The organism is Microcoleus sp. B7-D4 (genome assembly GCF_036705125.1).
GTDB lineage: Bacteria > Cyanobacteriota > Cyanobacteriia > Cyanobacteriales > Microcoleaceae > Microcoleus.
The window spans coordinates 9,714-23,755 of record NZ_JAUBTT010000093.1; the positions used below are offsets into that span (position 1 = coordinate 9,714).

10 protein-coding genes are annotated in these 14,042 nt (G+C 46.5%); 6 read left to right on the forward strand and 4 right to left on the reverse strand.

Features of this window, described 5'->3' with window-relative positions; genetic code table 11:
• From QUB12_RS29180 to QUB12_RS29195, 4 genes are all read right to left on the reverse strand, one after another.
• Positions 1 to 3,473: DUF4347 domain-containing protein (locus QUB12_RS29180; RefSeq protein WP_333309559.1), on the reverse strand; the 3,473-nt coding region annotated here is incomplete at its 3' end.
• A 399-nt stretch (positions 3,474 to 3,872) separates the two neighbouring features.
• The gene (locus QUB12_RS29185; RefSeq protein ID WP_333147612.1) at positions 3,873 to 4,751 is read right to left on the reverse strand and encodes a 3'(2'),5'-bisphosphate nucleotidase CysQ; all 879 of its coding nucleotides are present in this window, start codon (positions 4,749 to 4,751) and stop codon (positions 3,873 to 3,875) included.
• 388 nt (positions 4,752 to 5,139) lie between these two features.
• Positions 5,140 to 6,264: a cupin-like domain-containing protein gene (locus QUB12_RS29190; RefSeq protein WP_333309561.1), complete on the reverse strand. Its 1,125-nt coding sequence runs from the start codon at positions 6,262 to 6,264 to the stop codon at positions 5,140 to 5,142.
• 229 nt (positions 6,265 to 6,493) lie between these two features.
• Complete coding sequence (locus tag QUB12_RS29195; RefSeq protein ID WP_333309564.1) at positions 6,494 to 7,354, reverse strand: PfkB family carbohydrate kinase; 861 nt, start codon at positions 7,352 to 7,354, stop codon at positions 6,494 to 6,496.
• A 105-nt stretch (positions 7,355 to 7,459) separates the two neighbouring features.
• On the opposite strand from QUB12_RS29195, the gene rsmI reads away from it, so the two are divergent.
• The 6 genes from rsmI to uraD all read left to right on the forward strand — a co-directional run bounded on the left by rsmI (position 7,460) and on the right by uraD (position 13,881).
• A complete protein-coding gene (gene rsmI / locus QUB12_RS29200; protein WP_333309567.1) occupies positions 7,460 to 8,344 on the forward strand; it encodes a 16S rRNA (cytidine(1402)-2'-O)-methyltransferase in 885 nt (294 codons plus the stop codon).
• 79 nt (positions 8,345 to 8,423) lie between these two features.
• The gene (locus QUB12_RS29205; RefSeq protein ID WP_333309570.1) at positions 8,424 to 9,647 is read left to right on the forward strand and encodes a glycosyltransferase; all 1,224 of its coding nucleotides are present in this window, start codon (positions 8,424 to 8,426) and stop codon (positions 9,645 to 9,647) included.
• 411 nt (positions 9,648 to 10,058) lie between these two features.
• Complete coding sequence (gene hpxO, locus QUB12_RS29210; RefSeq protein ID WP_333309573.1) at positions 10,059 to 11,219, forward strand: FAD-dependent urate hydroxylase HpxO; 1,161 nt, start codon at positions 10,059 to 10,061, stop codon at positions 11,217 to 11,219.
• Positions 11,220 to 11,441: 222 nt separating this feature from the next.
• Positions 11,442 to 11,804, forward strand: a complete 363-nt coding sequence (gene uraH, locus QUB12_RS29215; RefSeq protein WP_333147334.1) for a hydroxyisourate hydrolase — start codon at positions 11,442 to 11,444, stop codon at positions 11,802 to 11,804.
• Between the two features lie 240 nt (positions 11,805 to 12,044).
• Positions 12,045 to 13,064 (forward strand): aromatic ring-hydroxylating dioxygenase subunit alpha, encoded by a 1,020-nt coding sequence (locus QUB12_RS29220; RefSeq protein ID WP_333147337.1) that lies wholly within the window; start codon positions 12,045 to 12,047, stop codon positions 13,062 to 13,064.
• 316 nt (positions 13,065 to 13,380) lie between these two features.
• A complete protein-coding gene (gene uraD / locus QUB12_RS29225) occupies positions 13,381 to 13,881 on the forward strand; it encodes a 2-oxo-4-hydroxy-4-carboxy-5-ureidoimidazoline decarboxylase (RefSeq protein ID WP_333309577.1) in 501 nt (166 codons plus the stop codon).
• Positions 13,882 to 14,042 lie beyond the last annotated feature (161 nt).

Sequence of the window (14,042 nt, forward strand, 5' to 3'; positions counted from 1 at the left end):
TCGACTATAACTGGTGTTGGTGTCGGTGTCGGCGGCGTCGGCGGCTCGACTATAACTGGTGTTGGTGTCGGTGTCGGCGGCGTCGGCGGCTCGACTATAACTGGTGTTGGTGTCGGTGTCGGTGTCGGTGTCGGCGGTGTCGGTGCAGTGTCGTTATCTGCGATCGCCACTGTCACCCCTGGAACCCCAATCCCATTATACTTAGCATCAGTGCTACTCACATTGTGAGTGATATTACCGCTGTGCGCCCCTTCCAGAATTGTATCGTCAAAAGCTTTCACCGTAAGGGTTTGAGCGACACCCCAATTTTCCGCAGTGAAAGTCACAGGGGCGAGCGCCTCTATCTCATTACCTGTTGTGAGAGTGATAGTTACAGGGGCGATCGGCTCCGACGTTAATTTGAGCGCATAACTGCCATTCGCACCGCCTTCAGTAGCAGTTGTTGCCGTGGGAGTAATAGAAACACCAGCCGTATCATCGTCTTTATTGCTGAGGCTAACATCCGCTACATCTTTGTTGTTGTAAATCGGATCTGTACTAACAGTAGCCGCCGTGAGAATCTTGTAGCCAATATTGCCGTCAACAATGCTATCGTCAACCCCTGTTACTGTCACCGGCAGCGGTGTATTCCAGTTAGCAGGAGTGAAAGTTAAGCTATTAGTCGAAACTGTTCCTTCTGCAACATTGTCACTGTTCAAACCGATAGTCACATCAGCGATTGGCTTAGTATTCAAAACCACAGTAAAGTTAGCCTTTGTGCCAGATTCACCAGTAGTTAATCCCGCCGTCGGATTCACCGTAATTCCCGGAGTTTCATTGTCACTGTTGGTGACGGTGACATCTTCAGGATCGAGGTTAGTGTAATTAACATCGGTACTCACAGCAGCAGCCGTGACAATTTTGTAAGGTTTAGGGCCATCAGCTACTAAATCGTTAACACCACTCACCGTTATTGTTTGCGGTTGATTGTAGTTAGCAGGAGTGAAAGTTAAGCTATTAGTTGAAACTGTTCCTTCTGCAACATTGTCACTCCTCAAACCGATGGTAACGTCAGCAGTAGGTTGAGCGTTGAGTTTGACTGTAAATTCTGCCTTGCCACCAACTTCACTTGTAGTTAATCCCGATATTGGGTTAACTGTGAAACCGGCAGTGTCATCATTAGTAATAGTTGTGGTAGCAGTAGCAGTGGTAATTGTCGGTGTTACGCCTGGGCTGGTGGGATTTGACAGGGTGACGGCAATAGTTTCGTCCGGTTCAACTAGGGTGTCGCCTAATACATCGAGAGTAATAGTTTTGGATGTTTCATCGGCGGCAAAATTAATGGTGCCAGTAACAGCAGTTGCCCCTGAAGTGCCACCGATGTTGTTGTAATCGCTGATGTTTGTAGCTGTGCCGGCGATCGTATAATTGATGCTACTTGCCCCGCCTGTGTTGCCGCTGCGAGTGGCGGTGAAAGTCAGAGGTTTTGTGCCGCTATTGCCTTCAAGAATGCTGGGAGTACCGGCAGCAATGGCATAAGAAACTGTACCGTTTGCTGCAATAGTTAGTGTTGTTTGAGGGGTTGTACCGGCAATGCCTCCGGTGATTGTGCCAAAGTTGAGGATTGCGGTTTCGGCGTTTTCAGGGAGATTGTCGGGTTTGATAGTAAATGCAACATTCTGGGTGAGAGTAGTAGTGCCGGCGGGGAATGTAACAGTAGTAGGCGAAAAGGTGTAGTCTGAATTTTCGGTGGCTGTGCTGCTGGAGTCGATGACAATTGGTACAATTACATCGGCAAAGGGAGTGCCGCCGCTGATGGTGACGGGAATATTAACTACTGTGTCTGTTGTTCCTTCTGTGCCACTGTAAGTTGCAGTACCAAAATTAACTGTATTGGGTGTATTTAGCAGAATTGAGACATCTTTAGAGGTAAAGTTCGGCGTAGCTAAATCCAACTTGCCGTCAGCATTAAAATCTCCCGCTGCGATCGAACGGGGAATAGTTCCTACACTAAAATTGACTGCAGTACCAAAACTGCCAGTACCATCTCCCAACAAGACTGAGACATTGTTATCTCCGCCGTTAGACGCGGATAAATCGGTTTTGCCGTCGCCATTAAAGTCCCCCGCAACCACAGATTCGGGAGATGATCCGACACTAAAGTTGGTAGCAGTACCAAAATTACCCGTACCATCCCCCAACAAGACTGAAACGTTGTTAGAAGCCGTGTTCGATACGGCAAGATCGAGTTTGCTGTCACCATTAAAGTCGCCTGTAACGACAAAGTGATTCCCTGTCCCCGCGCTAAAGTTAACGGGGGCGCTAAAGTTGCCCGTACCATCTCCTAACAAAACTGAAATATTGTTAGTGGCGCTATTGTTCGAGGTGACTAAATCGAGTTTGCCGTCGCCGTTCAAGTCGGCTGTGGCAATAGTAAGAGATGCTCCTGTATTAATGGTAGCGGGAGTGCTAAAGCTACCGGTATCGTCTCCCAAAAGAATTGAAAGGTTGTTGCCACTCAAAGGGGCTGTGGCTAAATCTAACTTGCTATCTCCATTAAAGTCGCCCGCTGCGATTGATCGAGGATTTATCCCTTGACCTAAGTTGGTAGGATTGCCAAAAGTGCCAGTACCTGTCCCCAGCCGGATGGAAATGAAATTGCCATTAGCGCCACTGAGAGGATTCGCTACAGCTAAATCGAGTTTGCTGTCTCCATTAAAGTCGCGCACTGCAATGGAATTGGGAATCTCGTTACCGGGGTTAAATAAGTTAGTAGCAGTACCAAAGCTGCCCGTACCTGTCCCCAACAATATGGAAATATCTCTGGAGTTGAGGTTGAGCACGGCTAAGTCGGGGAAACCATCGCTGTTAAAGTCGCCCGTATCAATCGAAACAGGAGTTGCCGTCGGCGAAAAGCCCGCACTAAAGTTAGTAGCCGTACTGAAGCTGGAGAGAACGTGGCTGTAAGCCGCCAGCACTTCTGGCCGAAATACTAAAGGTGTGGCAATTTTCCCTGATGTTACTTCTAGGAACCAGTCGCCGCCTTTTGCTGCACTTCCGGTGAGGTTTTGCGAAGCAGCAACACTAGCGCCGGTTAACTCACTCAGGCGTTTGACAAATGCTTTACCTGTCTCGCCTGCTGCTACGTTGCACCCGTACAAAAGAATGTGAGGTCGATTGTTGGGGATTGAGTCGGTTCGTGGCGAAAACCACTGCTGTAGAGAATTCCGATCGCACTCTATATCATCTAAACTAAAGCGAACGTCGGCCAGTTGCAAGCTGCCTGGACTGCCGTGAGAAATGATGTGAATGCTGTCAATATTGGTACGAAGAGCTAAAATTTCAGTAATTTGGTCGATCGCATCTTTATTCCCATCCAAAACGACTACTTCTGTACCCGGTTTTATCCCGGCAATCAAACTTTGATAATCTTCAACTTGAGTGTCGATAAAGGCGATCGCACTTGGTGAAACTTGATTATTTAAATTTGGCATACTGCACCTACTGGGGGTTAAAAAAATACAAAAACTCCGCTATTTCGTGACTGGCGTCCGAAACTATCTATCAATTTTTATTTATAGAGACACACCCTTTCTCCGTACAAACCCGGTGAGTCCTCATCTTTTGTCGTAACCATAACAGTTTTTTTACAGAAAATATGTAAATTTTTCTTAAAAAATACCTGGTTAATTAAAATTTTGATAAAGATATGGAAAATACTTAAGTATTATTACTGTAACGAATGCTAGATTGATTTACCACAAATATTTGTGAAACGTAAGTACAATTGTACAGAAATTTCAAACTCAGCAATTTTGATACATACTTTAGGGTGCGTCAGCAATTAGTCGTGCAGAAAATACACTCTTCTAACGCACCTACGAAACTTGTGACTAGCCCAAGGTCCCATCTATCCCCGCTAAAATCTCATCCGCTTGCCCGCACAAAGCAGCGTGACAGCAACCGTTACTCGCCAACAATCCCCCCCACTGACTCACATCTCCCCGGTTATATTGCAAAGTAGAACCGTCAAAACGAGTAAATCGGCCGCCCGCTTCAGTCAAAATTAATTCCGGCGCCGCTAAATCCCAATCTTTAGGCGCAGACTTTCCCGAAAGCGCAATATAAACATCAGCCTTTTGTTCCACAATAGTTGCAATTTTACAGCCGATACTACCGACAGCTATTTGATTTTGACAAGGCAGTTTTTGTAACAATTGATTAAAGCGATCGCCCCGGTGACTGCGGCTGGTTACTATAGATAAATCTGCCACTATATTTCGCGCCGAAACCTGCAATTTGACCGTAGAACCGTCCCGACTTTCCATAAAAGCACCCGCATCGCGGATTGCGTAATAAATCTTTTGCTGTTCGGGCCAAGCCACAACTGCCAATACCGGTCTTCCCTCGAACGCTAAAGCAATGTGAACGGCAAATTCACCTGTCCTGTCAATAAAATCTCGCGTTCCATCCAAAGGGTCAATAATCCAAACCCAACTTTGACGTAAGGGAATTTGACCGTTTTTTTCTAAATAAGATTTGTAAGTTTCTTCGCTGAGATAGCCAAATTCTGCATTCCCTAAAGCCGACTGCAATTCGTCGAGAATGTAAGAGTTGACAGCGACATCGGCGGCGGTGACGGGGCCATCTTTTTTCTCTTGGATGTCGAGGTTAGGAGTGTTGGAATCCTGCCGATAATAGGATTGTAGGATATCTGATGCACTCCAGGCGATCGATCGGGCAATTTCGCTGATTTCTTCGAGAGTTTTCATGAATTTATTTTTTTTTGAACCGCAGATAAACGCCGATTAACCCAGACTTCTGTAGGGCCGGTGCCCCCGTGCCCGCCCCTTACTCGTTCCCAGGCTCTGCCTGGGAATGCCTACCCGGAGGCTCTGCCTCCTTCTTCCTGTTTACTCGTTCCCAGGCTCTGCCTGGGAATGCCTACCCGGAGGCTCTGCCTCCTTCTTCCTGTTGGCAAAATCTGGAGCCGAGCCTTCCTTTTCCTATTAGTAGAATCGGAGGCAGAGCCTCTAGATATGCGTTACCAGGCAGAGCCTAGTAACGAGAGAACGAGAGAACGAGACATCTTTTATTCTCTTAGTCCGCGTAGGCGGACTTTGTATGTGTAGCAGCGAATTATATTCGCCCGCTTGATAATTACCAATTAATATGAGGATATTTCCATTCATAATAATTAGGAAACACAAAATTAGTAAACGAAACCGAAATACTAACCTCCAATGATTTTACATGATGCCACCAACCAACAGGAATAAAGATAGCCTCTCCCGGTTCCAAAATGACTTCAATAATTTTCGCATCTCTGTAAAGCGGGTATTTGTCATAATCGGGATTTTCGCCATCCACCTTGCTAAAAACTCCGACGTGATTGTAAAGCAGAGGTGTTTGTTGGGGAGAAATCAACTTAATTAGTTTGCGACCCGACACTTGAGCTAAAATTAAATTAACTGGGTCATGGTGCAGCGGTGTAATCGTGCCTTTCGGGCCGAACCAAAAGAAAACTCTGCCTTTTGTATCCGTTGGATTGAGGTATTCTGGGAATATTTCAATGTCGTTGAATAGGGGTTTAAATTCCTCTCTTTCAAGAGTTTGGTTATTAGCAACCATGTAGTAGTCGTTGCTAGGCCCGCCCTTGACCACCATCTCTACATATTTGCGGAACAAAACAATTTTTTTGTGATTTTCTATCTTGATTTCGTAATTCGGGTCGGAATTGCGGTTGGCTTGAATTTGCACCTCTGCATCGCCATATTTTTCTTGCAAATACTCCGGCGTCCACAACTGCAATGCTTTCCAGTTGTGCATGATATTGGTAATAATTACTGGAGTATTTTTGGCGTAGTAATTTTCGAGGAAATACTCTCTGGAAAGGCTGCTTTTGCGTTCGATTGTGCCAAATTTGGAAGACAATGCAGCTAATTGATTGTTAATCCTGAGATGCGATTCTAATTTCTGCAATAACTGCACGTAATGGCTACCTGCTTGGAAGTAGGGATGAGAGGATATTTCCCTCACTTCTGCGGTGGCTGTTTCCGCATCTATGCCGGTATTTATTAAGGCTTGAATGATTTCGGCGTCGGGTTGATTTAATAATTTGTTGGCCGCCACCCACTGTTTCATATTGTCGGGGACTTCTTGTTTGCTTGGGGTGAGTAGATTTGGCAAGTTTTGTGTCAGCCATTCTAGGTTAACTTGCTGTTGTTCTGTTAGGGTAATCCGCAAAGGGGGAAGGGTGATAGTTAGGGGTTGGGTGTCAGACATGATTCGGGTATGTTGTTGTGGGACTCTTTGGTTTGGTTTGAGGTTGTTTTACTAATATAGCAATTTTAACGAACCGCGAAGGCGCTAAGGGCGCGAAGGAAGAGAGGGAAGGAGTTGACAATTTTTGTCAAGGTTGTTATTAGGATTTTAACTTAACAGGTGTTGCCAGTTCAAGTTTTCTAGCTGGGAGGGGTTTTCCCCGGATACTTTGGTTAATTTTAATTGAAAATTAACTCTTATTCATCCAGTCGCGGGTTCCGAAGTTTTTGCAGGAATGGGAAGCGATTTTAGCTGCTGCGGTGAGAGTATCTGTAAAGTTGTTATTTTGCAAAATGTAGTGACAGAAAGCGCCGTGAAAGATGTCGCCGGCGCCTAAAGTGTCTGTGGCTTGGATTTGAGGTATTTCTATAGTGCCGTAACTGCCATTGCTGAGGTATAAAATTGATTTTTCGCCGCGAGTGATGGCAATATGGGAAATTCCGGCTGCTGACAGGTAAGCAAAGACTTGTTCGGAATTGTCGCAGTTGGGGGGATGAAAGTTATCCGAACATACAGCCCATTCAACGAAAGGCAATATTTCCTCTAATCCGGGTTTCCAACTGCCGCCGTCGAGGAGAATGGGAATGTTTTTTGACTTGGCAAGTTGAGCAATTTCTTGGCTGGCTGCGATTTGATGTCCGTCAAGCAGTACAATATTAACTGATGTTAAAATATCCGGGTTAATTGCTTGACGGTCAACCTGAGATTTAGTAGCATTAATCGAAATTACCGATCGATCGCCCGTTGCTTCAGTTACAATAATCGAGGAAACTGGCGGCGAGTGCGATCGCCCCGGTTCCAAATCGATTATCCTGACATTATACTCCGCTAAGTCTGCACGAATTAATTGGGCGATCGCGTGAGTGCCCAAAACACCAGCCCATACCGCCGCATTCCCCAAATAGCTAAAAGTGACCGCAGCATTTGCCGCCGGCCCGCCCGCAGCAATGGTACAATCAGAAGCAACAACTTTCTGATTTTCACCCGGAGGCTTCCCGGCCAAATAAACTAAATCTAAAGTCGCTAATCCCAAAAACAATCCCGTTTTCATATCTTCTTAAATGTGTGGCATGGGCCTGTGGCATGGGCCTGTGGCATGGGCCTGTGGCATGGGCGTCCCGCCCGTGTCCCATCGTTAAAAAATCCCAATCTTAAAATGCAAGCAAATCCCAATACAGGAACACTTTACATCGTAGGAACCCCGATCGGCAACCTCGAAGACATGACATTTCGCGCCATCCGAATCTTGCAAACAGTAGACTTCATCGCTGCCGAAGATACCCGCCATACAGGCAAACTTTTGCAACATTTCCAAATCAAAACCCCCCAAATCAGCTATCACGAACACAACCAACAGCAGCGACTGCCCGAACTCCTCGACAAACTGCATTTAGGCAAAGATATCGCCCTCGTCACCGATGCCGGAATGCCGGGAATTTCTGACCCCGGATACGAGTTAGTGAAAGCTTGCGCCGATGCTAATATTAACATTATTCCGATTCCCGGCCCGACCGCCTGCATAGTTGGCATAACTGCATCAGGATTACCCACAGAGAGATTTGTATTTGAAGGATTCTTACCCGTGAAAGGTCAAGAACGCCAACAAAGTTTAGAAGCTTTGCAAATAGAATCCCGCACTATAATATTATACGAATCTCCCCACCGATTGCGACAAACTTTACAAGATTTAGCAAATAGTTTGGGAAGCGACAGACAGATTGTGCTGGCAAGAGAATTAACTAAAATGCACGAAGAGTTTTGGCGTGGTAGTATAGAAAGTGCGATCGAACTTTACACCAATCGCGAACCCCAGGGAGAATTTACCCTCGTAATAGCCGGCATTCAAACAGCCGCCCCAATATTTTCCGAAGACGCAATTAAAGCAGAATTGCAAACATTAATTGCCGAAGGCATAAGTCGTTCCCAAGCCAGCCGCCAGCTAGCGCAACAAACATCCCTCCCCCGCCGCCAAATCTACCAACTCGCCCTCACAATAGGCGACAATGAATCACTAGAACAACCCGTGGAGACTTGTGAATAACTCTCTTCTCTTCTCCTCTGCGCCCTCTGCGCCCTCTGCGGTTAAATAAAAAAAGCTAGATACTCACACTCAGAATTATATGGTACGCGGAAACTACGATCGACAAAAACCATATTTACGCAACCCCCACATCAACAAACCAATCGCCGAAATCTATGCAGACTTAGACGCCTTTAGCTGGGAGATATTTGAAGACCAACCCCACCGCTTCGATACCGTCAGTTTCTACGTCTTGCTTCCCCCACTATTTTACGAAGGGCGTTTCATCAAAGGAATTTACTTCAGCGAAGGAGTCGAACTAATAAACAAACTATTTCCCCAACTTTCCTCAGTATTTTTCTCCTTCACCTATTCCCCCGGAATCTCCTACTCCTGGGCCCCCATAGCTGACGCCTACTCCAGTTTATACAAAAACCCGCAGCGAGAAAAGTGGTTTCGCGAAACTTATGTCGATCGCGCCCACAAACCAATCATACCACTGCAAGACACCGACTTCATCAACGAATACTTAATTTCCCCGCGCAACGTCCCCGCCAAAGACATCGACTTGCTAGCCGTCGCGCGAATTTCCGAAGAAAAAAATTTGCCAATCATAGCCAAGGCCTTAAAAGTTTACCGCCAAAAATATCCGCAAAAACCGATAAAACTAACAGTAGTCACCGGCCACGAATTTGATGCTAGCAACCTGAAAACTCTCGACGAGTACGCATTAAAAGAATGGCGACAAGTCGAGGAAATTTTAACCAATCCCTCCGACTACATTAACTTAGTGCCCAGAGTTGACTACTACAGCGAAATACCCACATATTATTCGCGAGCCCAAGCATTCGTCCTCGGTTCCCTCCTCGAAGGAAAAAACCGAGGAATTACCGAAGCCATGAGTTGCAACGTACCAGTAATTTGTTTTGAAGAATTTAACCAATACGCCAGAGGAAACTCGCCAGTTTTCCCGGAAGGTGCGGGTCTTTACGCCAAATTTGACCCAGAATCTCTCGCAGATACTATATATACAGTATTGGAAAATCAAACAGAATTCAAACCGCGATATCAGTATTTAAAGCATTGCGGGCGCAAGAACTTTTTCAATACTTGTATAGACAGTTTTCCTTACTACCAGCACAACATTCCAGACTATAAACCCGGAGATGCGATTAACAATTTGTGGCTGGATTTAGCAGTTCAGCAAAATTATCAAGTTAGTTTGAATAGCTTTTTGTACGGAGGTTCACACCTTTCTCACCTGCGCGGGACAAATACGATTCAGCAAAATCTCGGCGAACTCACAAAGTTTATAGTTGAGTAAGATACCCAAAGTAGGGAAACGGCACTGCCTCATTGGTGTCAACTTAAGTCTAAAACACATGAGGAATATCGCTTTCATTCGAGTCCATATCCCCCTAAATCCCCCTTAAAAAGGGGAGTAGGGGTTGACTTTGAGAAGGCTCTTGTCCCCCCCTTATTAAGGGGGGTTAGGGGGGATCTAAGTTTAATGGTCAAACAGCAATCTGTGACTGGGTTTGAACTTAGGTTGACACCAAAGCCGATCGCAATTTGCCTAAAACCGCATAAATTAGTAATTTACGATACAGTAAAAACAGCCATTATGGTATTATAAAATATAGTGAGTTTCAAAATTCGGGCAGACGGGAAACAAGATTTATTTAACTGTTATGAGTTCTGGAAATAAAATGTCAGTCAGCAGGAGAAACACAGAATGCACGACTTAAAAGTTGTCATTATCGGTGCGGGAATTGGCGGCTTAACTGCGGGAATTGCCCTCGAACAAGCGGGCTATGAAGTTGAAATTTACGATCGCGTAAAAGAACTGCGCCCCGCAGGAGCCGGCATCTCCCTGTGGTCGAACGGCGTCAAAGTTCTCAACCGCTTGGGCTTAGGCGAAAAAATGGCAAAAATTGGCGGGCTTATGGAGCGCATGGAATACCGCACCAAAACCGGCGAACTGCTGAATGACATCGATTTAATGCCGCTAATTCAACAAGTCGGTCAGCGCCCCTATCCCGTTGCCCGCCGCGATTTGCAGAATATGTTGCTAGCAGCTTTTAAGGGAAAAGTCAAGCTCGATCGCAAGTGTATTTCTGTAGAAGAAGACGAAAGCGGAGTAACAGCAATCTTTGAAAACGGAGACAAAGCGCGGGGCGATTTGTTAGTGGCGGCTGACGGGGTTCGCTCGATTTTGCGCACGTATATATTGGGCCGCGAAGTAGAGCCGAAATACGGCGGTTATATCAACTGGAACGGGTTAGTACCCGCAGCGGAAGAACTAGCGCCGAAAAACACTTGGGCGATATATGTCGGCGAGCACAAACGGGCGTCAATGATGCCAGTCGCGGGCGATCGATTTTACTTTTTCTTAGATGTTCCCTTGCCCAAAGGTACTCCCGCCAATCCCGACAATTACAAAGCCGAACTTAAAGAACATTTTAAAGGTTGGGCCGAACCCGTGCAATTGCTGATAGATACTTTCGATCCAGCAGCAGTGGCGCGGCCGGAAATTCACGACGTAGGGCCGATCGACAGCTTCGTTCGCGGTAGAGTGGCTTTGCTGGGAGATGCGGCCCACGCCACCTGCCCGGATCTCGGCCAGGGAGGCTGTCAGGCGATGGAAGACGGGCTGGTACTCAGTAACTACCTTTTGAGTACGAATTTGGGCGTAGAATACGCGCTCAAACGTTACGAAACCGAGCGCAAACAGCGGGCGAATGCAGTTGTTGAAAAAGCCCGACAGCGCGCGGAACAAATACACGGTAAAGATCCAGTTGTAACAGAAAAGTGGTATCAACAATTAGCGTATGAACGGCCGACTGATGTCACAGATGCGATCGTCAAAGTCATCTCAGCAGGCCCGCTACACTAATACAAACAGATAATTCCCAGGACACAGCAGTGTTGTGTCCCTACTCATCCCTCATATCATGTCCGATCGATTAACCATAATATCCCGGTTGGGGCGGGTTTTTGAGATTGTCAATTCTTGGCAAGTATTGTTGGTGAGGCGAGCCCCTACGAAAATCGCGGTCGATCGACCGGACATGATATCATCCCTCTTCCTTCTTCCTTCTTCCTTCTTGAATAAAAAATGTCAGGAAAACTTACTACTCACGTTCTCGATACAGCCCGCGGCTGTCCGGCTGCAAATATGCCGATCGCCCTGCATTCAATTGACCCAAACTCCGGCGCAAAAACGCTGCTGAAAACTGTAACAACTAATGCTGACGGCCGCACCACAGATCCTTTACTATCCGAAAGCGAACTCAAACCGGGAGTTTACGAATTAGTCTTTTCTGTGGGCGAATACTTCGCGCAGTCTGCCGAAAATTTGCCAGAACCGCCGTTTTTAAACAGCGTTCCGATTCAGTTCGGCATCGCAGATTCAAGCGCGCATTATCACGTACCTTTGCTAGTTTCGCCGTGGTCTTACAGTACCTATCGCGGTAGTTGAATAACGTTCACATCTTGCACCTCAAGAACAGGCCGGAAAGCCTGTTCCATAAAGAATAAATTTCTTGTGGGTGAAAGCACCTCAAGAACAGGCCGGAAAGCCTGTTCCACAAAGAATAAATTTCTTGTGGGGAGTAGGGGTTGGGCAGGAGAGTCCGCCCATAAAAACCTTACTGAGAATGGTGCAAGATATCAGATAGAAGGAAGAAGGATTTAGTTATTATTTATAATAGGAGGGATTATGTTAGTTACGAAGCAACCTATTTTAAAACGATTCTGGTATCCAGTGATTCCTACATCCGAATTGTCCGGCGAACCAAAAGCGCTTGAACTATTAGGAGAATCAATCGTTTTGTGGTTGGATTCCGAAGGTAAACCCGCCGCAGTTGAAGACCGCTGCTGTCACCGCACGGCTAAACTGTCGATCGGCAAAATTGTCGGCGGCAACATTTGCTGCGCTTACCACGGCTGGACATTCAACTCATCTGGAACCTGCGTCAGCGTTCCGCAGCAGCAAAACGGCGCAATTTCTGCAAATTATAAAGTAAAAGCTTACCGCACGCGCGATCGCTACGGATACGTTTGGGTTTGTCTGGGAGAACCGCTGGCAGAAATTCCCGATATTCCCGAAGCTGCAGACTCGAATTACCGCCAAATTCACGAATTTTACGAACGCTGGAATTGTGCGGGATTGCGAGTAATGGAAAATGAATTAGATATGGCGCATCCGTCTTTTGTACATACCGCAACTTTCGGTAGCGAAGCACATCTCGCCCCGGATGTAATGGAATTTGAAGAAACAGAATGGGAACTGCACTACCGCAGCATTTTAGGCGTAGCAAATCCCGCACAGCAACAGCAAAACTTAAAAATCGAGCAACAAGAAACCGTGCGGACGATCGACGGAATTTGGTTTATGCCCTTTACCGTCAAACTGCGGATTGTTTACCCAAACGGACTCGTTCACATCATCGTCAATACCATGACTCCGATTAACGATTCCGCATCTCAAATGGTGCAATTTTGCCTCCGCAACGATACCGAAGCCGATGCTAAAACCAGCGATATTATTGCCTTCGATCGCGCCGTTACATTAGAAGACAAACGCATTTTAGAAACCACCGATTGGGACGTACCCCTCGACATCACCCAAGAACAGCATATGCTGACAGATAAACCGGGAATCATCATCCGCCGCAAAATTGCTGCACTCCTAAAAGCCCACGGCGAAGTCGAACAAACTCAAGTCAGCAGTCATTAATCATCAGTCAGTAGTCAGTAGTCATCAGTCATTAGCAATCAGATCGATCGCCCATAATACAATTGCCGGGGCGGGTTTTTGAGATTGTCGGTTTTTGGCGACTATGGTTGGTGAACCCGCCCCTACAGGAATCACGGTCAATCAACCGCACACAATACAACTTCACCAGTAGAAGATTATTTACTTCTTCCCTCTTCTTCCCTCTTCTTCCTTCGTGCCCTACCCTTCGGGAACTGCTTCGCAGAACGCGACGAAAGCGGTTCAATCAAACTAAAAAGTAAAACAAAGCTAATTAAACTTAATCAACCGATTCAAAATGCCATACTCTTTAGTTCAACTCAACCAAATGAGCTCCGAAGAATTTACACAAGCCCTCGGCGCGATTTTTGAACACACCCCCGCGATCGCCCGCCGCACTTGGGACGATCGCCCTTTCGCATCCACAGCCGACTTGCACGCCAAAATGGTAACAGTTGTCAGCGCCATGACTGAAGCCGAAAAATTAGCTTTAATTCAAGCCCACCCGGATTTAGGAAGCAAAGCAAAAATGGCGGAAGCATCCGTTAGCGAACAAGCCGGTGCCGGTTTGGATAAACTTTCTGTTGAAGAGTTCGATCGCTTTCAATTCCTGAATCGATCGTACCGCCAAAAGTTTGATTTCCCCTTCATTGCGGCCGTGAAAAAACACACTAAAACCAGCATTCTCGAAGCATTTAAACAGCGCCTCGACAACTCCCAGGAAACTGAAATGCAGCAGGCTGTAGCTGAAATTTGCGAAATAGCCCGCTTTCGCCTGGAGTCGGCAATTCAAAATTAATCGGGCGGGCAGGATGCCCACCCCACAAGAAAATTCAATCTTTGCTTCACAAGCAAGATGCCTGTTGCTGTGGAACAGGCATCTTGCCTGTTGCTGTGGAACAGGCATCTTGCCTGTTGCTGTGGAACAGGCATCTTGCCTGTTGCTGTGGAACAGGCATC